Here is a 25438-nt window from a genome sequence, read left to right as displayed (position 1 = left end):
CATAAATTCAAAATAAACAAGACTCACCATACCAATTCATTCATCTATCGCCGTTGTTGAGAATCGATATTAAGAATTAAGTAGTTTTTACAAAATAACTGGGATTAAAATATATAACTAGAAAATTCTAATCTTAGTAATTTATTACACCAAAATTGACTAGATTCAAATTTTATATATTCACTGTGGCAATGAGTTTAACTCTCAGTAGTTGCACACCTGAGAGAAGAACCATGTTACGGATAACTACCGAAAGATTTCACGACCAAGTAGTTGAAGCTATTACCTCAGTTAAAGATGTCTATACATTAAGAAATGTACCACTAGACCCCAAATTATCCCGTGAGTTGATCACGCAGCAATTACTTACTGACCCTAGTGTCAACTTTAGAGATATTATCGAAATAAATAAAATTATTACCCAAGACAATGAGACAAACAAACAACCATCAAATCTTGACCGAGAGTTAGATGCTTTAACTGCCGAATATGACACGGCTTTAGAAGTATTTCAAAATTTGGAAAACATTGATTATGGCAGTTCTAGAATAGTTGCTCAATCGGCTCAACCTGCAAGATGTTTAACAGTAAAAATGTTACTCTTAGCCAAGCAAATTCAAGAAAGACCGCCTCAACCAAACAATTCGCAACGGGTTTTAATTAGCGTTAGGTTACAGCAGCTTCGTCGGCTATACAATATTCGTAATTCATCTTCATCAACCTCAGCAGAAGAAATTAAACGCCAAGTTGCAGAACAAATAGATGAATGGTTGAGAGTAAATGCTGATGAGAAAGCGGCACTTGATGAGACTATGACTAAACTCTTAATAGCGGCGGATACTGGACGACAGCTATCAAAATTGATTGATGATTATTCAAATCTAAGTTTTGATGTCATTGCTACAAGAGTCACGCAGATTATGGGGATAACAAGCAATCTTACTGGTAAAAACTATAGTAGCCTTAGAACTAGAATGAGAACTGTAGAAAGGGTGATTAATGAAGACCGAACATTAAGAGAATTTGTGAGTGATCTATCTTTGAGAAGAACACAACTGCAAACATCTAAACCGCAGCTATGTCAATGAACTTAATTTATATATAATTCTATGCAGAGTAATAATGAATTAATTAATAAATTACAAACCATACTTACCAAATTAAAAAATCTACCTAACAACCAAATAAAGATTGAGCAACTAAATCAAATAGAAACAGAATTAGCTAGTCTTTTGCCACAAATTCAGTTTGAATTGACAACCGCGAGAATCGATAGTAAATGGGATGATGCTAATGAGTATAGACAAGTGTATCAAGAATGCGAAAATGCCCTTGATAGTGTCAGAACTGCTATTTTTAAATCTACTATTATTGGCATTAATCAAGAAAATCTAATTGAGTTGCAGAAGATATTAGATGAAGTAAAAACTGCATCTAAAACTCAACAGCGTATTAAGCTAGTGATGTCTTCACTACGCTTGGTACAAAAGCTACTAAAATAATTGGTATGTACAATTATTGCCAAAATCCGGCGAATAGTAGAGGTAGAAGTATTAATGCCCCAGCAATTAAAACTGCGGTTCCTGGGTCAATTTTAATAAGGTTTTTCTCTGGTTTAGGCATTGCTTTTATCTCCATTGAGTTAATAATTTCAGTCTAACAAAATTTAACTGTTTTCTAAACGCGCCATTGCTATTTTTACTTTCTCTACTTGCTTAGGTGCAGGCATATCATTAAAAATAGCGATCGCAGCCTGAAATGTCTTTCTACTCTGGTTAACATCCCCCATCTTTTGATAAGTTAAACCTAACTGATAATATGCTTTAGCTAAGTTACATTTATCAGATACCGTATTCATATGGCTGATGGCTTCTAAATGTTTAGCGATCGCTCCTGTAAATTCTCCCTTTTCTCGATATAATGAGGCTAAACACGATTTAGCCCTGGCTTCTAAAAAGCTAAACTGATTTTGCTGACAATGGTTAATAGCTTGATGGCACATTTCCCAAGCCGTTTCTATCAAGCCTAAATTTTTATAAGTCAAACTCAGAAATAGTAAACTTGTGCCTATTCCCCAAGAAGTTAATCTCTCATTTACTAACCCAGTTTTGGCCTCTTTTAACATAGACTCTACATTTTCATTCTGTCCTACAGAAGAATCTAAATAAGCCAAACAACACAAAGAATAAACCACATATTGGTAATAGTTTTTGTCTGTTGCTGCTAAATTCTTTACATAGTGAAAAATCTGGATTGCCTTATCAATTTCCCATAAATCTGTATAACATAGTCCTAAATTAAAACTACTAGATATTCTCTCTTGCAGAAAGCCATGTTTTTCTGCAATTTCATTGGATTTATAATGGCAGTCCAATGCTGCTTTAATATTACCTACTTGGTGATAAGCTCTACCCAGTAAGTTATATAGTATATTTAAATGGTAATCAGAATCTAGTTTTTCAATTAAGCGATTAATTACAGCAATCAACGTTTCTAATAAACCCAATCGGTTAAATAAAACCCCCAAAGATATTCTATTATCCCATTTATTTGGTCTACCACGAATAATTACATTAGCAGCTTGCTCAAAATCACCAATTTCCATGTAGTGATGATAAGCCTCTAATGCCATCAAAGCATCTTGGGGATTTTCGACTTGAGTAACGCTATTATGCCAAAATTCGGCAGCTTTTTGGTGAGTTATGCGCCATTCTCCACTTTGTCTTAATCTGGCGATCGCTTCTGTAGCTATGACTGGATGTAACCAATATTTCCCTTTACGAAATTCTATCAATAAACGGTCTGTCAAATATTTAATTACTCGTCTAGCTTGTTCTTCAGGGACATCCCAAAGTAAACATTGTAACCCTTGAATATTTACATGGCTCACATCTTGATAGCGATAGCATCCCAAACGGCAAAGTAAACGATATGCTTCACTATCCATCTGTTCTAAACGGTCAAATTGACTAGCAACCAAGTTTTTTAGTTCTGGTTCAATTAATAAATCATTTTTATTCTCTCGCCAGTAAATATCTGCATCGCCTTCAAAATCTGTGGTGATTGTACCACTAATAATCTGCATAGCTTTAGCGTTGCCACCATAAGCTTTGCACATTTCACTCAATGCTGTAGAGTCAGATTTAATTTGACAACTAGCACAAAACTTGAGCCAACTTGACTCATCTAAACCCCCCAGAGAATAGAAAGCCACATCTACCCCAGATTCATACAGACGTTCACGACTGGTTATCAAAGTGATAGATTGAATGCTAGGGTCTGCTAAAACTCGTAAAAGCTCTACATAAGGACGACGAGAAGTAATAATACGTCCATTTCTATCTAAAGCAGACTCTAAATTATCAATTAGAACCCCTATCTTGCAGGCTGCATCCCTTAGTTTGCGCCGCAACCTTTCTAAATTAATACCGAACTCTTTACCAGGTTCTTCGTTAAAATCAACCCTCAGCCATTCCTCAACCACACTCTCCACAGACACAATATTTTGGCTTTCCTTAGCCATCCACAACTCTAGTAAATAATAACCTTGCGTTTTCAAATATCTACGCGCCAGGGTAGTCTTACCAACGCCGCCTTCGCCTTGGATGAGAATAATCTTTGCGCCTCGGATTACGTAGTTATTCAGCTCGACTATTTCGCGATCACGCCCCACAAAGTTGTAATCTAGTTCTGGTGGCTTGCCATTATTAACGACTGGACTTAAAATAGGCGACATCTTCGGCAGTGTTTGCGATGGGCTACGCCCTGCAATATGCGATCGCCCAAATCTCTGAACTACTGAAAAAAAGTTAGATTTCGAGACTTTTTCCCCCAACACATCTGTTAATATTTGCCAAAGTTCCGCACCAACTGCTTTCAAATGTGCTTCTGTGTAACCACAAATGTCAGCAATATTTTGATAAGTCCGCCTTTCATCCTCCCATAAATTACGTAGTAATGTTCTCTGCGCTGTATCTAGATGTTCCCCTGTTGTCTGAAAAACCAAAGTATCCAAAAGCTCTAAAGCTTCTTCTGCACCCATTGATCGCCTGACTGTATCACTTGTGCTTAATTATAACTATATTTTTAGAATTTCTCTTTCGGCAGTCATACCCCAAACTACTTTTTCCTACCCAGTAGGGGAGTAAATCTCTTACTTTATCCGACTGCAAATTTCCTAACATTGTATTATGCTTGTAATCAATACAGGCAAAGTTAAGTTAATTGCCAATGGAGATACGGTTGAGGAGAGATTAAAAGAGTAAAGCTAATACTTTTGGCTTACTCATAAAGAAGGGTCTGATGACTAAATAATTAATGATTTGCGATTTTAAATTTTAGTTTTTTAATCCAAATCAAAAATTATAAATAAATTCATTAGTCATCACTTAATTAGACTAAAAAAGCGGTAGGTATTAACTGACTAGATTCTGTAGAGCGTGCAAATATTGATATGTTTTTCCACCCTACAGGAGTGTAATCATAATTATTGAGCATTTGTCCAAGATAGCAAAAATGTTGATACACATGTCTGCCTTAAATGTGGTGCTGTTGAGTTTGTTACATCCCCACCCAGTGTTAATTAATTGGGAGAAACAAAACGATAAACCACAAGCATAACCTCGGTTTATCCGTTGAGATAAATAGCTGATTTGTCCCGAAATATATCCACCATTTATTGAGATAGAGTCATGACCACAAATAAAGACACCCTGTTATTTCGTTTAGTTGCTAAGTCAATCAAATACTTTTTGTTGATGCTTTTTGGTTTTGCTATTGCCTACGTTATTTCTAAAGTTTTAGGTACTGTATACATCAACAGTATGCTAGTTGCCATCTTACAAGCTGTGTTCGGGCCTCTTGCAGTTATCTTATTGTGTTTAATTACCATCATGGTAATTGTGGAATCTGTACGTTAATGATTAGGTAGTGTAGTTAGAGTAAAGCTAGTATAAATCATGAGTAAGATTTACTGGCATTACTTGAGGAATCATTTTCCTGTATCTGCACTATATAGCCTTACAAACTCTATTCCTTCTCGATCATAAGACTTTTAGTCAAGATAACAGGTTTAGCACTACTACTGGCTGGTATTTTATTTCTAGGTTACAGTACTTACTTCAATTCTAGTAAGTATCCTTGTTGTGAGCGAAATACACTATTTTTGAAACAGATGCTTCTGAATTTAGGAAACCCTTGAGATTTGTTGACTGGTATTACTTTTTCCCAGGCCATTTAGTTCCCATTTCAGTCAATGCAGAGAAACAGAGATAGATAATAAGTAACGCTACACCTGCAAAAAAAGCTAATAAGTCATTATCCATAGAATAAAATACTATACTATTGCTCTTTATTTAGTTCAAGCCTAGATATTCTAAATTATTATGGCATTTTTCCTGTACACAAGCGAATGAACAATAAGCTTAAGCTCTTGCATGTACGGGTTTTGCAACTGATGAAGATAACAAAAAAGTCCGCTCAAGCGGACTAGCGTAGAAGGGTCAAATGATCGAAATTGACTATGAGATTTTAAAATCCCTTCTCTATTTTTAGCAGCTTGTTCTTAAAAATCAAGCATTAGAACATAACTATTTAGACATAATTCCAGTAATTATGTCTTTTGATATATAGATTGTTATATATTTTCAACTATTTATAGATGGTAACATCTGTCAATATCCAGAAGATGTATATTTTAGATAAAATTAAATATATTTATAGCTTCATCCTCATTAACTAAATTTTTCATTTTAATATTTTTTTAATATTTACAGATATAAAATCTCAAAAATTTTGTTTTTATTCATCGCCGTAGACTATTAAAATGTCAAGCGGATAAGTTTGTGTGTTTTTAAGCGAATACTATAAGTATTGCCTGAATTGTTGCCATTGCCTGACAATATCCACAAATTCCTACTGCCTGCAACCTTTTCTACTACCTATTCCCTATTGAAAGACAGATGCTAACTAAACTAGTATAAAATTAAGTACTATGATGGAAATATATCTTGAGAAAGTTGAACAACCTAGTGCCATCCGGTTAATATCATGACTATAGAAAATAAATTTTCTAGCCAAAGATTGCTTACTCTAATCTAATTTATGATACTTTCCTTAAGGTATTAGCAAATAGTTTAGAGGCAATTTAAGACACGTTTGTTCTGTGATTCATTGACTATAATTGCGATCGCAAGTATAGTATAAGCAAATGTCAATCAGTCAGCCTAATCCTGATATTTGCCTTATAAATTAAGCAAAATCAGGAGCGGAGGAACCAAATTCGGGGCGTATTTTGGATTATCCAAAAAGAACATCTCTCAGTTCTAGCCCGTCAGCTAACTTCGTCGGCATTGAGAGGAGATTGAACGAACAGCATTTTTTAACCATAATGTCTGTCGTCAGTGTCCTTGGCTGGTAGCTTTCCGCTTCGTTTAGCCTGTCCTCAAATCTTATATATGAGGCAGGAGTAGTTGCCTTGAGGTGAAGCTCACTATGTTCCAAACTAACACACATCGGATTGCGCTGATTTCCGTTTCTGGAGACCCAGCTGTAGAAATAGGTCAAGAAGAGGCTGGTGGTCAGAATGTATATGTTCGGCAAGTAGGTTATGCACTAGCCGAAATGGGTTGGCAAGTTGATATGTTCACCCGCCGTATTAGTCCTGACCAAGCGGCGATCGTTCAACATAGCACTAATTGCCGGACAATTCGATTAACAGCCGGGCCAGTTGAGTTCATTGGACGAGATCACGTATTTGAATACTTGACAGAATTTGTTGATGAATTACAACGCTTCCAAGAGCGTCAAGGTTATACTTACGAACTCATCCACACAAATTACTGGTTGTCATCCTGGGTGGGTATGGAGTTGAAAAAGCGCCAACCTTTAGTGCAGGTGCATACATACCACTCTCTAGGGGCAATTAAATATAACACTATCGCAGATATCCCCGCCATTGCTAGTCAGAGATTAGCTATAGAAAAAACTTGTTTAGAAACTGTAGACCGTGTAGTTGCTACTAGTCCTCAAGAACAGGAACACATGGAAACCCTAGTTTCTAAGAAAGGGCGGATTGATATGATCCCCTGCGGTACAGATATTGATAATTTTGGCGACATTGAACAGTCTGTCGCACGGGAAAAATTGGGAATTGCACCTGATGCCAAGATGGTATTTTATGTAGGTCGCTTTGATCCCCGTAAAGGTATTGAAACTTTAGTTAGGGCTGTTGCTCAATCTAGCTTGAGAGGTGAAGCTAACCTACAGCTAGTAATTGGTGGCGGTAGCCGTCCTGGTCAAAGCGATGGGATTGAGCGCGATCGCATTGCTAATATTGTTGCTGAATTAGGATTAACTGATTGCACCACCTTTGCTGGTCGCTTAGACCATGAAATTCTCCCCTACTATTACGCGGCGGCTGATGTTTGCGTCGTCCCCAGCCACTACGAACCCTTCGGTCTAGTTGCAATTGAAGCGATGGCCAGCAACACCCCTGTAGTTGCCAGTAACGTAGGCGGATTGCAGTTTACAGTGGTACCAGAAGTAACTGGTTTACTTGCACCCCCACAAGATGAAGCAGCTTTTGCCAAAGCTATAGACCGCATCATTTCCAACCCAACATGGCGGAATGAGCTAGGTGCAGCAGCTCGTAAGAGAGTCGAAACCACCTTTAGCTGGGACGGTGTAGCCTCTCAATTGAGTAAGTTATATACTCAGTTATTAACTCAAAAGACACCTGCAAAAGTGAAGAAAGAGGCTGTAGCAGCATAGTTAGAGTAGAGGGATGAGGGGGAATCATAATAAAAGATTATATCTTTACTCTCTTATCTGCCCCCCTTCGGGTTCGCAGTCGCCTGCGGTTCGCGTCAGCGTCTCGTCAGAGAGGGAAACCCTCCCGCAGCGCTGTCTCACCACTCCCTACTCCCTACTCCCCACTCCCCATTTCTAAATACCCAATCTTTGGAAAATCTGATCCAAATGTTTGAGATGTTGCTGTGGGTCAAAACACACAGCGATTTCTTCTGGCGATAAGATTTTAGCCACACGCGGGTCTTTAGTAATCAAATCGTGGAAGTTGCCTTCTGGCTTGTTCCAGGCAGCATGAGCGTTTTGTTGCACGATCGCATACGCTTCTTCTCGGCTGAGTCCCTTATCTACCAATGCCAGCAGCACTTTTTGGCTGAACACAACGCCGCCATAGCAGTTGAGGTTGCGTGCCATATTTTCTGGATAGACTAGCAGGTTTTTCACCAACTCGGTTATTTCTACCAGCATAAAGTGGGTCAAAATGCAAGCATCTGGTAAAACTACCCGTTCCACAGAACTGTGGGAAATATCCCGTTCGTGCCACAGGGCGACATCTTCTAAAGCTGCACCCGCATGACTTCTAACTAGTCGCGCCATCCCTGTCAACCGTTCAGAACGGATGGGGTTGCGCTTGTGTGGCATAGCGCTAGAGCCTTTTTGCCCCTTGGAGAAAAATTCCTCAACTTCGAGAACGTCTGTTTTTTGCAGATTGCGAATTTCTACAGCAAAGCGTTCAATAGAGGCAGCGAGTAAGGCTAGTTGCTGTACAAAATCAGCATGAATATCGCGGGAAATAACTTGGGTAGAGGCTGTATCTGGCTTGAGTCCAAGTTTTTGACAAGCGATCGCTTCTACACGGGGTTCGATGTTGGCGTAGGTTCCCACCGCACCAGAAATTTTACCTACTGCGATCGTTTCGCGGAGAGTTTTTAGCCGTTGTTGGTGGCGTAACGCTTCAGCCAACCAACCAGCCAGCTTAAACCCAAAGGTGATCGGTTCAGCGTGGATACCGTGCGATCGGCCAATCATTACCGTGTAACGGTGTTCATGCGCTTTTAGGCGAATCACCCCAATCAAATCTTCCAGACGTTGTGCCAACACATCCAAGCTAGCCACCAACTGCAACGCTAAAGCCGTATCTAATACATCTGAACTAGTTAAGCCCAGGTGGATGTAACGTCCAGCATCACCTACATACTCATTGACATTCGTCAAAAAAGCGATGACATCATGACGGACTTCCGCCTCGATTTCCAGTACCCGTTTCGGATCAAAATTTGCCTTAGCTTTGATTTCCTCAACAGCAGCAGATGGAATGTAACCCAATTCCGCTTGGGCTTCACAGACTGCAATTTCCACCTGAAGCCAGGTTTTTAGTTTATAAAATTCAGTCCACAGATTGCCCATTTCGGGCAGAGTATAACGCTCTATCAACGTTCGCGGCAGAATACAACTGTCATATTTTAACCCGCTTTGGGTCATTGGTCATTAGTTATTAGTCATTAGTCATTAGTCATTAGTCAACAGTCAACAATTTTTACTTTCTCCTAGAGTTTGTATTATTCAATGGCATGGCGTGACTATCTGGTACTATGCGTCTGCCGTATCTTCTGGCGTAAACTTGGGTGAACTCAGCACCGAAAAAGAGAATTTGGGCAGTATAGTAAACCCACGCGAGAATAACTACAACTGAACCAGCCGCACCGTAGGTTGAGCTAAAGCCACTATTACCTAAATATTGACCTAATAAAAATCTGCCGATAGAAAATAATATTGAAGTAATAACGGCTCCGACTAAAACATCATTCCAAGTAATTCTGACATCGGGTAAAACTTTGAAAATTAAACCAAACAATAATGTAGTGACAACGAAGGAAATAACAAAATTAAAAATTTGCCAGAGGAAGCCCACACCGGGTAATAAATTACCGAAATAACCTACTATTGCTGATAATGCTGTACTAATTACTAAAGAAACTAAAAGTAAAAAACCAATACCTAATATCATTCCAAAAGACAAGATACGCTGGCGAAAAATATTTTTTACACCGCGTCCTGGTTTTGGTTGTACTTCCCAAATCGTATTGAGGGAGTCTTGTAATTCTGTAAAAACGCCAGTTGCACCTAATAGTAATAGAGCAATACTTACAATAGAAGCTATAGTACCTGTCTTGGGTTTATTGGCATTTTGGATGGCAGTTTGAATAAATTCTGCTCCTTCTCTACCTACTAAACCTTGAATTTGCTGAACAATTTCACCCCTAGCGGCATCTTGTCCAAATACTGCGCCTGCGATCGCAATCACAATAATCAGTAGTGGTGCGATTGAAAACACAGTATAGTAAGCTAACGCCGCCGCCAAACGTGAGGCTTTATCATCATTCCATTCTTGAAACGCCTCTTGCAAAAGTTGCCAAATCGCTTTTAAGTTCATTTCCTTAGTTTCCCTTCTCAGAAGATGCCGCTTTTTCACCTGATATATTTGATACTGATTTATCTAGTCATGGCATCTTTCTTGGGGTACTTATAAAGCAACCTTGAGGAAGAATTTTGGCGTTACTCAATTCAATGATGATTCCAGTTAACGGTTGACACAACAAAATTTACAACTTAAATGAATAAATATATTTAATCTTGACTAATTACGTGTATATATAAAAGAATAAGCATTGCTTATATCATTCACATCCTGCTATTAAGGAGATATACCTTGAGTAACGCAAATCCTACACTCAAGAGCGGCGCAGGGAACTTTAAATGTTGATAAAGCCTGGGCAATACTGGTAGTGTTGGCAGTCATTAGCGTGTTACTCGATTGGGGTGTCCGCGTTTTGGAAAGTTATATTTTACGCTGGCGACCTCACCCTGGAGAAATGTAGAAAATGCCAAATATTCGTGATTTTAAATTAATGTAAATCTATAGCTTGAGGGTTAGAGGTGAAATTCATAATACGTAATTAAATTAAATTCACTGCTTTCCCCTACACCCTTAGTCCCCTTAACCCTCAGCCATAACTCAAAACTTAAATAGCAGCTTCTTCGCGTTGACAGTCAAAAACAACTAGAAAAGAAGCATTGGGGATTACTTGACGTAGATGCTGCATATAACCATCGGCATCAGAACGGCTGCGAAAACGAGCCACAATCTCACGTTGTGTATCAGGAAGTAAACGTGCGATCGCCCAAGAATTTAAACGTTGTTTATAAGCAATTGGCTGAGTTTCGGAATTGCTTGCTGCGATTTCTGTATTTTGTGGCATGATTGTCTTAACCGTATAAAGTTTCAGTAAAGGTGTTAGTAAATCTCTGAGCAGAAATTTACTAGCGCTTTTTTTATGATCTGCCACCTTGGTATTCGATTATTTAAAAATTGTCAACACCGAGTGATATATTTTAGACTGAACTAAAGTTATAAACTCCCTTTAAGTATGATTTATCACATCATTTACAGATTGGGATGTATCAATTTTACTCTGGTAAGTTGAAAGCAAACTTGACTTTTGAAAGGAGCCGTTACATAGAAAATTTAAGTTTAGTTAATAAAATATAATTGTTTAGTATAAAATTTATCAATCAACTTAGTATGAGTATATTTTAAATAAGAATTGTATTAGAAATAACCATGATGTTTTCTATTGCAGTATTTCTATACTAATTAAGTAGTTAACAATACTTCAATTTACTTAAGAGGTATAGATAATTTCAAATAAAGCTTTAAGTGCGTTTCTAAAAGAATTTTACTTAACAGTAGAATTATTTTTTTCTTGACCTATTTTTGCTAGTTAGTTAAAATTTCCGCATCAAAATATAATTTTTTTCTCATCAAATGCCATTAGTAACATCAATAATCAAAAAAATAGCACCTCAAATTGGTGCAGTTGTCATCATAGAACCAGAATATGAGCTAGTTGGACATATTACGTTTAAAAATGGCAAGAAAGTTTTTTTTACTAGGTCAAAATTTAATATCAATGGTTTAGGTTCTTCAGAGATAGCAAAAGATAAAGGTTATTCCAAATTTTTCCTCAAGCATTTTGGCTATCGTGTTACGGAAGGAGAAACATTTTTTAATGATAAGATATGTCAAAAAGTAGGTGATTCTAGAAATATTGATGCTGGGTTTGAGTATGCAAAGAGTCTAGGCTTTCCTGCATTTATCAAACCAATTAATCTTAGTCAAGGTAAGCTAGTTGCCAAAATTCATAATAAAACCGAGTATTATCAAATAGCTAAAAAGATATTTAAAATTAGTCCTGGTTTAATTATTGAAAGGTTTTATCCAGGGAAAGATTATAGAATAGTCGTTATAGATGATGAAATTATAGCAGTGTATCAGAGGCTTCCTCTAGCGATAATAGGTGATGGAAAATCTACTATTTTAGAGTTATTACAATATAAGCAGAGAGTATTTTTTGACAATTTTGGTAAAAAAGTAATAGATTTAGATGATTGGCGAATCAAACAAAAATTAAAAAAACAAAAACTAACTTGGGAAAGTGTTGTCCCGAATGGGAAGATTATTTATCTTTTAGATAATGCTAATTTGTCCAATGGTGGCGAAGGTATAGATTTTACGGAGAGTATCCATCCTGACTTTAAGAAATTGGCTTTCAATATTGCCAAAGATATGGGATTAAGGCTAATAGGGTTGGATATTATTACTCCAGATATCACCAGACCAATGACAGATTATGTAATTATTGAAATCAATAGCGCCCCTGGACTAGATTATTATGCTTCTCTTGGTGATGCTCAAGCCCAGAAAGTAGAAGATTTATATTTGAAAATCTTAAAAGCTTTAGAAATTGATGGTACTGGAGAGAATTAGAAAGTCTTGGAAGCGGTGAGTAGGGAGTAGGGGAGATGAGGGAGAGAAAGATGTAGGGGGAAAAATCCTCTCCCTAACCTCTTCTGCTTTTTGACTATGGACTATGGACTAATGACTAATGACTACCTTACCAAAGTGAGTGCCACTTTTAAGGTAGTGATAGGCGGCTAGGGCTTCGGTGAAAGGGAAAACTCGATCAATTATAGGCTGGAGTTTGTGTTGAGATATGGTTTGATTCATCGCCTCAAACATTTCTCGACTGCCAACATAAATTCCTTGTACTGTTAAACTTTTAAATAGTATCGGCATGGGATCAATGGTGTTACCTCTGCCAGATAGGACACCAATTAAACTTACACGTCCACTAACACGGACGGCTTGTAGTGATTTTGGTAAAGTCCCTGCACCGCCTACTTCTATTACATGATCTACACCAATGCGTCCAGTTAATTCATACACTTTCTTTTCCCAATCTGGTGTAGTTTTGTAGTTAATTGTCTCGTCTGCACCTAGTTGTCTTGCTTGCGCTAATTTCTCATCACTACCAGAAGTGATAATTACTCTCGCGCCATAAATTTTGGCAAATTGCAGCGCAAATATGGAAACGCCACCAGTACCCAGTAACAACACGGTATCATCTACACTGACATTACCCTTGGTTACTAAACTATGCCAAGCTGTGACTGCTGCACAGGGTAAAGTTGCACCATCTGCATAGGATAGGTGATCCGGTAATATTACCAAACCTTCTTGATTGAGGACTACATACTCCGCCAGCATTCCATCAATCCCACCACCGAGATCGGATTTCATTTTCTCTCTAGTTAAAGTTTCAGAAATCCAGTTTTGAAAGAAAATAGCAGCAACGCGATCGCCTACCTTCACCCGCGTCACACCCTCACCCACCGCCACCACATCCCCAGCACCATCAGACATAGGTATTAGAGGATACTTCTGTGCAGAACCGTAAGCACCTTCAACCACCAATAAATCCCTGTAATTGAGAGAAGTTGCACGTACCTGTACCAAAACTTGTCCTGCACCTAGTTGCGGTTGGGGGCGATCGCTTAACTTCAGTGCATCAATCCCTGTACCACTTTCAATTTCGTAAACTTTCATATATGTCCTGTTTTAGCCAAATCTATTGTGACCGATTTTCAAGATCATCATGAGATAAGCTTCGGTTAGAGAAAAAACCTCAAGCTATCCCACACCCTTGCATATATCCAAACCAAGTTACAACTTCAACTCATATTAAGTAAAAGTTGAGTCAATAAAGCCGAGGAAATTTTCAAGTGTGGTAATTTGGATTGCCTTTAAGACTTAGGCAGTTTAATATAATGGGTATGCAAGCCCGAAAATACTACTCACGTACCCCCATCACCGAAGCGGTGATAGACATACGAGTTGAACTTTTGCCAGAAGTTCAACCTGATGTTCTGGTGCAGGTACAATCTAGCATTCAAGCTGAGTACCCAGAACTTGAGAATATGTTTATTTTAGAGGGATTGATGATGGTTGGTGATAGTGTTGGTGCTAGGGCAAATCAAAGCCAAATAGGCTATAGATTTGTCAGTAGTGACCAGAAACAGATTCTTCAGACACGTCTGGATGGCTTTACCTTTAGTAGACTAGCTCCTTACGAATGTTGGGAGAAATTCCGGGATGAAGCAAAACGGCTGTGGAGTATCTATGAATCACTAACTAATCCAAAAACCATCGTCCGTCTAGCAGTCCGTTACATTAATCGTCTGGATATCCCTCTGCCTGTAGGTGACTTAAAAGATTATTTACGGACATTTCCTGAAGTATCTGCTGATTTGCCGCAAGGACTAAGTGGTTACTTCATGCAATTACAGATTCCTCAAGATAATTTGGGTGCAATTATCGTTCTTAATGAAACAATAGTTCCTCCTCCAGTGCCAGATATAGTCTCTGTACTTTTGGATATTGACATATTTAAAGAACGAAATACACCAAATAATGAAGTAGAAATTTGGGGTTTTTTGGAACAACTGCACAAGCTGGCTGATGAAGTTTTTGAAGCTTGTATTACGGAACGAACAAGGGAGTTGATCAACTAATGGCTACAATTACACGCCAACGTCCTAACGGTATATCACCCCCGCTTAGATTGATAGTAACTGAACCAACTGTTACATCTCAGTTGCAAAGCCCAGAAGGGCGAAAAATTGCTGAAGTAACAGAAAATGCTTTGCAGGTATTGAAAGAAATTAAGCAATACTTAGAATATTTCAATAATATTGATGAAATAGATTACAATCCAGTCCCACCAAAACGCTCAGAGCGTGTACGTATGATTGCCCAGTTTAAAGGGCGTAAAAAACCTCTGCTGTATCTTTTAGATGAAGAATGACGATAGACCCTTTCTGGGTGCAGGTTAATGAGCCGACTCTCAGGCAAGGTGATTACCTGCCTGGGTGTCTAGTACCAGTACCACTATTTGACCCTACCACCTTTGGAACAAAAGATAACGAAACTCAAGAAGTAGAGGTAGAAGTAAACGAATTAGATTTAATTGTTTTAACTCAAAGCTGTGATCTAGACAACAAAAAGGTTAATCAAGTAGTCGTTTGTACAATTAACCTAATTTCAGAATTTGAAGAAACTAACCCAAAATTTGCTACCAAGGGCAAATGGAACGAGGTTTTAACAGGTAGAATTGAAGGTTTACATCTACTTGCATCACCAACGAACCCTGAGAATAACAAGGAAGCCCTGGTTGTAGATTTTAGAGAGATATATAGTCTACCTTACGAATATGTTTTGAAACACGCCACAGAGCTTGGCTTTAGGTGGCGGTTAAAGTCTCCTTACTTAGAACACTTTTCTCAAGCATTCGCAAGATTATTTATGCGAGTTGGTTTGCCATCTTCAATTCCACGTTTTTAGAGACAACAACGACTCCCCAATTGAATTTCTACATTCGTAATTATTCGTTAACAATCCTGTAATCAAATACTCACGAATACGAGATAATAGAAAATCCTCACCACCCTCAGCTGTAATACCATCGCCTAAACTTTGGCTTGGCTTATACAATTGATACCACAGCCACAGGGTAAGTCTGCAAGCTGCGTTTAAGAAGATGATGAAAACAGCCACCGAACTACATACTCGACTGGAATACTACTATCAGCAAATCAAAACGGTGATTTTGACTCGTCAAAGTCCTATCACTGGTTTGCTACCTGCGAGTACCGCCATCACTGCCCACGGTGATTATACAGATGCTTGGGTGAGAGATAATGTTTACAGCATTTTGGCTGTGTGGGGTTTAGCGCTGGCGTACCGTAAGGTTGATGAAGATAAAGGACGCACCTACGAGTTAAAACACAGCGTTATTAAGCTGATGCGCGGGTTGCTGTTTGCGATGATGCGTCAGGCGCATAAGGTGGAACAGTTTAAGGAAACTCAGTCACCTTTGGATGGGTTACACGCCAAATACAACACTGCTACTGGTGATATCGTTGTTGGTGATGATGAATGGGGACATTTGCAATTAGATGCCACATCTATATTTTTATTGATACTGGCACAAATGACAGCTTCAGGATTGCAGATTATCTACACCATTGATGAAGTAAACTTTGTCCAAAATTTGGTTTATTACATTGGTCGGGCTTATCGTACCCCTGATTATGGGATTTGGGAACGGGGGAATAAAATCAATCATGGTAATGTAGAGTTAAACGCCAGTTCTGTGGGGATGGCTAAGGCTGCTTTAGAAGCAATGAACGAACTCGATTTGTTTGGAGTTTGGGGTAGTCAAGCATCTGTAATTCACGTTCTCCCAGATGAAATTGCCCGCGCTCGTAGTACCTTAGAATCGTTATTACCAAGAGAATCTGCATCTAAGGAAATTGATGCGGCATTGTTAAGTATTATTAGTTATCCGGCGTTTGCTGTGGAAGATGTGCAGTTGCGCGATCGCACACTCAACGATATCATCAACAAACTCCAAGGCAAATACGGCTGCAAACGCTTCTTGCGTGATGGACACCAAACCGTTTTAGAAGATACTCAACGTCTGCATTACGAACCTTGGGAACTCAAACAGTTTGAACATATCGAATGTGAATGGCCGTTATTTTTCACTTATTTACTTTTAGATGGGTTGTTTCGTGGTGATGAAAAACAAGCCCAATTTTACCAAGAACGTTTAGAATCCTTACTAGTAGAACGGGAAGGTTTATACTTCTTACCAGAACTGTATTATGTTCCCGCCGAAAATGTCGAAGCAGAAAAGTTAGAACCCCAAAGCCAGCCGCGTTTACCTAATGAAAACGTTCCCTTAGTATGGGCGCAAAGTTTATATTATTTGGGGCAAATGTTGAGTGAGGGGTTAATCGCAGTTGGCGATATTGACCCCTTGGGTAGATATTTATGTGTAGGAAAAAAACGAGATGCTTTAGTACAAATTGCCCTGTTAGCAGAAGATGAAGATTTACAAGCAGAATTAGCAGTTCATGGCATTGAAACCCAAACACCAAAGCAAGTCGCACCAATTCAAGTAAGACAAGCTAGTGAACTTTCATCTATCTATACGCAAATTGGACGCAACGATAAATTAGGTTTAACAGGTCGTCCGGTGCGCCGCTTGCGGAGTTTGACTACATCTAGAACCTTCCGCCTCCGGGGTGAAACAATTGTATTCTTACCTTCATTTTTAGATGCAGAGCAGTTTTACTTAACCCTTGATTACCATTTTTTAGTAGACCAACTTAAAAGCGAACTGGCATATATTCAACAGTATTGGAATGATTTGGGTCGTCCAATTCTGACTTTAATGTTAACCCATACCATGTTAGAAACCGGGTCTGAGGCATTACTAGAACTGATGCAGGAATTGAAAGATGGTGTCTGCAATGGGGTAGCAGTAAAATTAGGCAGATTGAATCAATTAATGTTAACAGGAGCGATTCAAAGAATTGATTTTCTGTCTGATGTAGAATTTCACCAATCAGCAGTACAAGATGCTAGCAAACGTTGTTATTACTTGGCATATCATCCGGGGAAAAGTTGGCGTTTAGGACATACCCAAGAATTTCAAGTCGAATACGAAACTAACTTGGGTTTGTTGCTGTCATCTTTGCGTGCATCAGAAAATTTATATGAGCAAATTGAGTTATTGCAGACTTTGACTCGATTGCAAGGATTGGAATTTGATACAGGTTTTGGTGAGTCAGGACAACCTGTAACTGTAGCCGATTTACTTGATGAGATATACACCAAAGCCGGGGAGTTGGGTTTGTGGGCAGTGGTACGCCGGGCGGCTGGTTTACGGCAAATGGTGGATATTGGTTTATCTGATGCTGTTACAAGTATTTTGATTAGGGGTAAGCAAATTGCTGTAGGTAGGGCGTATAGTGAAGCATCGCTGATTTCTGTGCCGATGCCCCATAATGAAATTGCCGAGAAGATTAATAACTTCTGTCGTGAAGATATCCGTGATCGCGTCCTCACTCAAGAAGTCCTCATCTATCTTGGTAATCTCATTAGATCAGAACCAGAATTGTTTCAAGGACTACTCACCTTAAGAGTAGGCTATCTTATCCTTTTAATTACCAGCGAACTTGCCCAAGAATTGCAAGTTACTCAAGATGAAGGCTACGAACGCTTGATGGAACTTGCACCTTTTGAAGTGAAAACGCGATTACATCGGGTATTAACGGCTTACCCAGGAGTGAGTAAGCTATTACTTCAGCAAGAATCACTCCACGTTAAGCAAAAAGAAAGCGATATTGACTGGGTGGTATTACCTGAAATCAACGAAGAGATGGAAATTCCCCTTGGTGGTTGGCGACGCTTCCGCCAAGCCGAAGGCGCACTAAACCGCGTTCCCAAAAACTTCTTCCAGCAAGTTTGGCTAATCATGCAACATTGCAAAGGGTTAGTTATTGGTGACAAATTAGAACGACGCAATCGTTTAGATAGTGAAGTGATGCTATCAGAAATGACACCTGGCGAAAAGAATTTTGCCCTACGGATTGATCATCTATTAAATAAAATCGAAGCGCCAGAGTATCGCCAAGTCAACATCGAAGCATTAATGGAAGTAGCCGCGATCGCCTCTAGAAACCCCAAATTGCAAATCGAAGAATATATAGTATTGGATGTACTAATCGGTCATGCTGTACGCTTGGCATGGCTAGAAAACCATCCCGAACGCGGTGATCGCTATGATGAAGACAAAGCTAGTGCATGGCGATCGTTTTACAATACCTCCCCGAAAGAATGCGCTACTTATATCCTCAAAGCCTTCAAGTTCTTAACTGAATTTGTGAAATGAGGCAGGAGGCAGTTGACAGTTGACAGTTGTTTTTCTCCTCTGCTGTTCCCCTCCTGGGAGGGGTTAGGGATAGGGGCGAGTTACTCCCTCATCTCTCCCCACTCCCCACCCTCAAGACTGTTAAATTAGTTAAGAGAGGAACACGGAGGGGAAAATGACAGAAGGGTCACAAAAGAAACGAGTGGTAGTTGTAGGTGCTGGTTGGGCGGGTTTGGGTGCAACCTACCATCTAGCAAAGCAAGGTTATGATGTGACACTTCTAGAAGCAGGCCCCTATCCTGGCGGACTGGTGGCTGGTTGGCAAACACCAGGGGGAAAATCTGTAGAAGCTGGGATTCATGGCTTTTGGTATCCTTACAGAAATATATTCGCTCTGATTAACGAGTTAAATATTAATCCCTTCACTAGCTGGACTCGTTCCGCCCAATATTCCCCTGCGGGGTTGGAAGTAGAATCACCCATTTTTCAAGACTTACCCAGACTCCCCACGCCTTTAGGCACTTTTATTTACACTCAATTCCAACGTCTACCCTTAATTGACCGCCTCAGCGCCTTACCTTTACTTTATGCCGTGGTAGATTTTGATAATTCTGATGCAGCTTGGCGGCGTTATGATAGTGTAACTGCACGGGAATTATTTAAAGATTTTGGTGTATCGGCGCGTCTTTATAAAGATGCTTTTGAACCAATGTTATTAGTAGGCTTATTTGCCCCTGGTGAACAATGTTCCGCCGCCGCTACATTAGGGATGCTTTACTTTTTCATTTTGGCGCACCAAGCAGATTTTGATGTAGTTTGGTGTCGAGGCACTGTAGGCGAAAAAATCTTCCGTCCTTGGGTGGAACAAATTGAAAAAGCCGGGGCAAAGATATTACCAAAACACCGTGTTACTGATTTAATTATTGATAGTAATAATCAAGCAAAAAGTGTAGTTTGTGGTAATGAGGTGTTTGATGCTGACGCTGTGATTTTTGCAGTTGGTATCACTGGGATGAAGAAAATTGTTTCTAATAGCCCTAGTTTACAAAGCCGTGCTGAATTTCGGAATTTGTATAATTTAGGGGCAATTGATGTTTTAGCAACGCGAATTTGGTTTGACCGCAAAATTGATATTCCCCGCCCTTCTAATGCTTGTTTTGGTTTTGATACTACTACAGGATGGACTTTCTTTGATTTGAATGCTTTACATGATGAATATAAAGATGAGCCAGGGACAGTAATAGAAGCTGATTTTTATCATGCAAATCAGTTTTTAAATTGGAGTGATACAGAAATTATCTCTAACGTTCAGCGTTATTTAACAACCTGCATCCCAGAATTTAGAGAAGCAAAAGTAATTGATAGTAGTGTGATTCGTTTACCACAAGCGGTAACTCATTTTGCTCCTGGTAGCTATCCTTATATGTTGCCAGCAAAGACAAGTTTTTCTAATGTATTTATGAGTGGTGATTGGATTGTTAACCGTCACGGTTCATGGTCGCAGGAAAAAGCCTATGTTACAGGTTTAGAGGCGGCTAATTTAGTTATTTCTCATTTGGGTGGGGGTACACCTGCTGAGATTTTACCAGTAGAGGAAGATGAAGCACATATCCAAGTGGCGCGATCGCTCAACCAGACAGTGCGGGGATTAAGTAAATCCATCCTGCCCAATTTTTGGTTGCCGTAGTATGCTAAAGGCAATTTGGATTTTTCAGCATCAATCCACTTTATATGGACACTGATTCCTACTCATTCTATAACTTAGACCTTGGTTTTGCCCGTCTTCAAACTATTGAGTGGGAACAGTTAGGAGAGGGAAAAAAAGACGAAACTCTCACAGAACTAATGTCACAATTCCTATTGCGGGTGAAACAATGGGTTAAGTTTTTGCAGAGTGACCAGAAGCACATTTTTGAGAATTTGGCAACTCAAATACTTCCTGATATTGAACTTCCAGTTTCCATCATGCAATGCTTGGAAGAGTTAAGCAATAGCGATCGCATACTACCTTTCCGTGGCAGAACTTATGTGATAATAGGGCTACATAATTACTTATGTTGGTGTCGATTAAGAGAACTCAACGCCATCCCACAAAATAATCTTCCTCACCCTTACGAACCATTCATCAGCTTTTTAGAACGCGGTGGTGGGGTATATGTCGAGCATCACTATTTTATGGATATTTACCCTAATTTTGTTCACTTCTATTTGAGGATTGAATGAAATAGAACAGTTTCGAGTGAGCATTAATTAGAACTCGCGCATGAAAACGGAAAATCAAAGGTTTTGGCAAGGGTATAGGGGTTTAGGAGTTCTACCCTTACCCCCCTACACCCAGTCTCAACAAAAAGCCTTGGTGCGCAAGTCTTGATAATCTTCCTACTCCCTATTCCCTACTCCCAGCCCAAATTACTATTTTTGACTGCAACTCAGTCTCAACTAAACAGTAATTTTTGTACCGTCAAACTTGGTAAAGGTAAAACCATCGAATTTCTCGTTGTACCCTAGTCTTTCATCTTTGAGGATACTGATGGCAATCTCTTCACCCAAAGCCAAGCCAGCAGAACCATCTGTACGCCAATGGATACCGCCGTGACCACGACCAAGGGTATAATTAGTTGCGAGTTTATTCAATTCACCACCCACAGTTAGCGGCTCTCCTGTATAGGGAATTACCTTAGTCGGGTCATTGGGGTCAGGAACTACAGGATTGGGAATTACGAAATCTTCGTCAAAGTATGCTTTTAATAGTGTGGCACTTACACCGGCGATCGATGCTGCACCACCAACGTAAGAAGAGTGAATTGGTGCGCCTTCTGGAAATCCATGTGGTAATAAATAAGAGCCAAATTTGCTAAAGCTTTGAGCTAGAGCCTTAGAGTTTAAAATATCCTTGTGAACTGGATATTGTGTTTTATTCACAATATTGTTATGAACCAGCCCCCCATAAGCTTCTGGTCGTAAAGTGCGGTGTACATAAAACTTCTGCCAATAGGCGGCTCTAATGGCACGGGATACACCCAGATTCAACAAAGCTTGTAAGTGTCCTACAGCAAAAGACCCATTGCCCCCCTGTTGAGTTTTTGATTTGACAAAGGGATTACCAGAATTTAGAGGTGCGCCAATACCACCACTAAAAGGATCATTAGCATTGCGAGCTGTACCCAGAATTAGAGAAGCGCCAAAAAATGATGCTCCAGGAGCGTGAGAATATTCAGATAAGTCACGAATTGTAGATATGTAACGGCGTACTGGGTCATACTTAATCGATTTAGGAGTCCCACCATTTTGGACGTTGAGCCATTCTTCGTAATCAGTGAGGAAGTCATTACCAGGCAGAGCAGTCCGAATCACAGGTGGAACATATTGAACTCCCCAAGGAATATTTAATAAGACGAACTGGGAAATGTGCGGCCCTACTAATACCCCGGATGGAGTTACGTGTTTTGCTGTTTTCCCTGATTTGTCAGTCTTATCAACGTAAGTGACGCTACCACGAAATAGGGTTTGGGGAGTAACACGCCCATTCTGTCTAGGCCCTTTGAATGTGGAAAGCTGATTTAGTTCTGCAACAGCCGCTAATACCAAAGGATCATCGGTGTTGTTTTGTAGTTTATGAAAAGGTACATCTCGCAATAAGGCTTGCCAATAAAGCTCAATAGCCTCAGCAGCTCGTTCTGCACTGGCTAGAGCGACTGGTGGCGGGACGGCTACTTGTACGGCATTACAACCTTCCAAACTGATGGCTAAAGGGCCCTGAGCATTGACAAGTTTTCGTGTCCCGCCCAAAACGACTTTTTCAAAGTCATCATGATTGCCAGTGGTGACTGCCTTTGTTAAAGATTCATAGGCTTTGAGGTCAACTTCACCCAGTTTATTGTGGGGTAGTCCTCTGGAGTCAGAGCCAATTTTGTTGGGATAGCGTTCCTCGTCGCCGTTGGTGGGATGGGGAGGAATGGGAATTTCTTGGTTAGCCTTTGCTGCGGCTACCCGCACTTTATAGGCTTTCTCATACAATCGCTTATAGTCAAACTTACCTACAACATCTTTAGCTTGTACTAGACTTTCTCTTTCCTTAAGAGAAAGGGGTATTGTACCTGCTATTCCTGCAACTACCCCAGCTGTTGTAAATAAGCCTGCACCTTTAAGAAAAGACCGCCTACCACTACTGCGATTAAATAGACGTTTTTTGCTCTGAGTCCGTTGTTCTTTGCTAATATCAACCGACGGAAAGCCTTGCTGGGAATTGGGATCTACTGACATTAAGCGGTTCTCCACAGATAAAAAGTTATAGCCACATCAAGCAGTGGCTGACAGCTAAATAGGGTCTAGGTCAATTGACTAGCTGCGCCCAAAAAAAGGTGCTTCAACTAAATTTGTGCTTAAATTTAGGATTTTGAAGCTTCTATTGTTAGCAGTCACATCAGCATTGATGACTGCTATTCAATGCCCAATAGATGACTACTATGCTTCTTGTCATGAGTTTTCGATAGCTATGTGGATAGCACAACTGTGATTTCCCTCTGCCGAGGGCAATTGTAACTCCTATAAGTCTACCGATTTACCGTATTTTATATCAAATCAGACTTTCTCATAAACAACTAGAAAAATCAAGTAGGAGCGATACTAATTTCTCTAACTTAGAGTAGATGTAACATGCAAATCGCATAGAAACAGGAAATCCCGCTTTTAAGGATTAATGTATAGTATTTGTGTGTAGCGATCGCACAAAACCACAACTACTCAATATCTGCAAGGTGTAAATTAGGAAAGAATTAAGCATTACTGGCAAACAATCACAGTTTGATAGCCATAAAAACGCTCTTGAGCATAGTTACGCAAAAAAAAACCCCTTTTGGGGGATTAAGGTAATAGACGTTTGTAGTAGAATCAATATCGTATAGTTAATTCGTCTACGATCACGGTAATCACTGTGGTCGTTTTCTCTATTCTAGGTTACGCAAATAAAACCGGGATGAGGGGTGATAGCTCTCACCGCAGAATATGTCAAAACAGTGTAACCTATTATTTTTGATGTGATAATTTCAGTCTTGGTAAGTTTTTAGTTTCCAGACCACTAAGTCTTTTTCCGCAAACAAAGGCTGGGCGTTGGGGATGGGGAAGAGAGATTTTGGTATTGGTTGCGGGATTTTCCCGTATTAGCAGGCTGGAAGATAAAGAAAAGTCAAAACCTTCTCTTCCCATTCCCCTTTTTATATGCGTTAGTTGAATAATACGCCTTCCCTGTATTAGATAATACGCTCAACTAAAGGTGGTGCGCTATGACTGTTACCTTGTTGGCTGCTATGGGGAACTTCTCCTGTACCGTGAAGTTTTGGATCTGGTTGGGGTGGGTGGGGTTCTGGCCCTAAAGGTTGGGGATTAGCTACATACTCGAACTCACCCTTACCATCCATTGAGGGGCCTTTTGCCCAACGTCCTTGCTCACTTTGATTACCTTCTGAATTATTCCAGAACTGATAAGCAAATTCACGTTTTTCTAGCTCCAATGGGAAAGAACTAGGAACTGGAGTTGTTTCCAAACCAGATTGTTCTAAATCTTCAATTGCTGCTAACCATTGGTTTTGGTGCATGGTATCACGCGCAATCATAAAACTCAAGGTATCTCTTACGCCTGGGTCATCGCTCATTTCATATAAGCGTACAGCTTGCAAGCGTCCTTGACTCTCAGCATGGAGATTTGAGCGGAAGTCTGCTAAGAGGTTCCCACTAGCAACAATGAACCGACCATTCCAAGGATAGCCAACACTATCTGCTGCTGTTGCGCCTAAACCAGAAACGATCGCATGTTGGGGGTTCATAGCTGCGTTCATAATGACATCACGGGGGTTACTACCACCCATGACTGCACCCACTATTGCATCGCTTGCGCCTTCTTCTTGCACTATGGCGGGTGCTTTATCTAAGAGATGGGCAATCATTGTTGCCAACATCTCAATGTGACCGATTTCTTCAGTACCAATATCTAGGAGCATATCCCGATATTTAGCGGGGCCGCGACAGTTCCATCCTTGAAATAGATACTGCATCATCACGGTCATTTCGCCAAAAGTACCACCGATGAGTTCTTGAATTTTCATTGCGTAGACGGCATCTGGTCTTTCTGGTCGTGTGTAATATTGCAACCTTTTATTGTGATAAAACATTTTGTACCCTAATTAGCGACAGAAATAAGACACATGAATTAATTATTTCGTGTCTTCTCTTTTTTCTAGGAAACTAATTAAAACTTTTATCTACATCAGCCACCAGTCAGATAAAAAAATGACAATTTTCTGGAAAATTTAAAACTAAAGTTACACGTTAATATTTATAGTTTTTAACCCCATATAAGGATGTAGATTACTGTTTAGTTTGTCAGTAATCGATGGTTAGTAGTTGGTAGTATTAACGTTGCGTATTGTCTTGGAACGATATATAGAAAAGTATCACGCATTTAGTACAACTTTAGAAGGAAACTTGAGCGAGAAGGTATTAAGCACAGTTAGACA

18 protein-coding genes and 1 riboswitch are annotated in these 25438 nt (G+C 39.7%); of the genes, 11 read left to right on the top strand and 7 right to left on the bottom strand.

The window, feature by feature from the left end:
- Nucleotides 1-233 precede the first annotated feature (233 nt).
- Both NSMS1_RS23250 and NSMS1_RS23245 read left to right on the top strand, forming a co-directional pair.
- On the top strand, nt 234-1088 hold the full coding sequence (locus NSMS1_RS23250) for a hypothetical protein (protein ID WP_224087087.1): 855 nt from the start codon (nt 234-236) through the stop codon (nt 1086-1088).
- Nucleotides 1089-1109: 21 nt separating this feature from the next.
- Entirely contained in the window at nt 1110-1502 is a 393-nt protein-coding gene (locus tag NSMS1_RS23245) for a hypothetical protein (RefSeq protein WP_224087086.1), read from the top strand.
- 164 nt (nt 1503-1666) lie between these two features.
- On the opposite strand, the gene NSMS1_RS23240 is transcribed toward NSMS1_RS23245, so the two are convergent.
- On the bottom strand, nt 1667-4042 hold the full coding sequence (locus tag NSMS1_RS23240) for a tetratricopeptide repeat protein (RefSeq protein WP_224087085.1): 2376 nt from the start codon (nt 4040-4042) through the stop codon (nt 1667-1669).
- A gap of 649 nt (nt 4043-4691) precedes the next feature.
- Between NSMS1_RS23240 and NSMS1_RS23235 the strand changes: the two genes are divergently transcribed.
- Both NSMS1_RS23235 and NSMS1_RS23230 read left to right on the top strand, forming a co-directional pair.
- On the top strand, nt 4692-4919 hold the full coding sequence (locus NSMS1_RS23235; RefSeq protein ID WP_224087084.1) for a hypothetical protein: 228 nt from the start codon (nt 4692-4694) through the stop codon (nt 4917-4919).
- Between the two features lie 1292 nt (nt 4920-6211).
- Nucleotides 6212-6365: riboswitch (cyclic di-AMP (ydaO/yuaA leader) on the top strand.
- Between the two features lie 127 nt (nt 6366-6492).
- Nucleotides 6493-7770, top strand: coding sequence for a glycosyltransferase family 4 protein (locus NSMS1_RS23230; RefSeq protein ID WP_224087083.1), 1278 nt, complete (start codon nt 6493-6495; stop codon nt 7768-7770).
- A 174-nt stretch (nt 7771-7944) separates the two neighbouring features.
- On the opposite strand, the gene purB is transcribed toward NSMS1_RS23230, so the two are convergent.
- The 3 genes from purB to NSMS1_RS23215 form a co-directional block, all read right to left on the bottom strand.
- Complete coding sequence (gene purB, locus NSMS1_RS23225) at nt 7945-9240, bottom strand: adenylosuccinate lyase (protein WP_224095323.1); 1296 nt, start codon at nt 9238-9240, stop codon at nt 7945-7947.
- Nucleotides 9241-9343: 103 nt separating this feature from the next.
- On the bottom strand, nt 9344-10240 hold the full coding sequence (locus tag NSMS1_RS23220) for a YihY/virulence factor BrkB family protein (RefSeq protein ID WP_224087082.1): 897 nt from the start codon (nt 10238-10240) through the stop codon (nt 9344-9346).
- 589 nt (nt 10241-10829) lie between these two features.
- The gene (locus tag NSMS1_RS23215) at nt 10830-11066 is read right to left on the bottom strand and encodes a hypothetical protein (protein WP_224087081.1); all 237 of its coding nucleotides are present in this window, start codon (nt 11064-11066) and stop codon (nt 10830-10832) included.
- Between the two features lie 566 nt (nt 11067-11632).
- Between NSMS1_RS23215 and NSMS1_RS23210 the strand changes: the two genes are divergently transcribed.
- Complete coding sequence (locus NSMS1_RS23210; RefSeq protein ID WP_224087080.1) at nt 11633-12634, top strand: cyanophycin synthetase; 1002 nt, start codon at nt 11633-11635, stop codon at nt 12632-12634.
- Nucleotides 12635-12742: 108 nt separating this feature from the next.
- Here the strand turns inward: NSMS1_RS23210 and NSMS1_RS23205 are convergent, their stop codons facing one another.
- Entirely contained in the window at nt 12743-13753 is a 1011-nt protein-coding gene (locus NSMS1_RS23205; protein WP_224087079.1) for a zinc-dependent alcohol dehydrogenase family protein, read from the bottom strand.
- A 227-nt stretch (nt 13754-13980) separates the two neighbouring features.
- Between NSMS1_RS23205 and NSMS1_RS23200 the strand changes: the two genes are divergently transcribed.
- The 6 genes from NSMS1_RS23200 (at nt 13981) to NSMS1_RS23175 (ending at nt 21149) form a co-directional block, all read left to right on the top strand.
- A complete protein-coding gene (locus NSMS1_RS23200) occupies nt 13981-14718 on the top strand; it encodes a TIGR04255 family protein (protein ID WP_224087078.1) in 738 nt (245 codons plus the stop codon).
- Nucleotides 14718-15011 carry a hypothetical protein gene (locus tag NSMS1_RS23195; protein WP_224087077.1) on the top strand — a complete coding sequence of 98 codons (294 nt, stop codon included), beginning with the start codon at nt 14718-14720 and terminating at the stop codon, nt 15009-15011. Before NSMS1_RS23200 ends, NSMS1_RS23195 begins: the two co-directional genes overlap by 1 nt.
- On the top strand, nt 15008-15547 hold the full coding sequence (locus tag NSMS1_RS23190; protein ID WP_224087076.1) for a hypothetical protein: 540 nt from the start codon (nt 15008-15010) through the stop codon (nt 15545-15547). The genes NSMS1_RS23195 and NSMS1_RS23190 overlap by 4 nt, the downstream gene beginning before the upstream one ends.
- A 199-nt stretch (nt 15548-15746) precedes the next feature.
- Nucleotides 15747-18947 (top strand): glycoside hydrolase family 15 protein, encoded by a 3201-nt coding sequence (locus NSMS1_RS23185; protein ID WP_224095322.1) that lies wholly within the window; start codon nt 15747-15749, stop codon nt 18945-18947.
- Nucleotides 18948-19101: 154 nt separating this feature from the next.
- Nucleotides 19102-20613: an FAD-dependent oxidoreductase gene (locus NSMS1_RS23180; RefSeq protein WP_224087075.1), complete on the top strand. Its 1512-nt coding sequence runs from the start codon at nt 19102-19104 to the stop codon at nt 20611-20613.
- Nucleotides 20614-20657: 44 nt separating this feature from the next.
- The gene (locus tag NSMS1_RS23175) at nt 20658-21149 is read left to right on the top strand and encodes a hypothetical protein (RefSeq protein ID WP_224087074.1); all 492 of its coding nucleotides are present in this window, start codon (nt 20658-20660) and stop codon (nt 21147-21149) included.
- A gap of 216 nt (nt 21150-21365) precedes the next feature.
- Here the strand turns inward: NSMS1_RS23175 and NSMS1_RS23170 are convergent, their stop codons facing one another.
- On the bottom strand, nt 21366-23189 hold the full coding sequence (locus NSMS1_RS23170) for a vanadium-dependent haloperoxidase (protein ID WP_224087073.1): 1824 nt from the start codon (nt 23187-23189) through the stop codon (nt 21366-21368).
- A 986-nt stretch (nt 23190-24175) separates the two neighbouring features.
- Nucleotides 24176-25093 (bottom strand): manganese catalase family protein, encoded by a 918-nt coding sequence (locus NSMS1_RS23165; protein WP_224087072.1) that lies wholly within the window; start codon nt 25091-25093, stop codon nt 24176-24178.
- Nucleotides 25094-25438 lie beyond the last annotated feature (345 nt).

Source organism: Nostoc sp. MS1, assembly GCF_019976755.1.
GTDB lineage: Bacteria > Cyanobacteriota > Cyanobacteriia > Cyanobacteriales > Nostocaceae > Trichormus.
The sequence above is the reverse complement of the archived record's forward strand: the minus strand, read 5'-3'. Positions and strand labels throughout refer to the sequence as shown.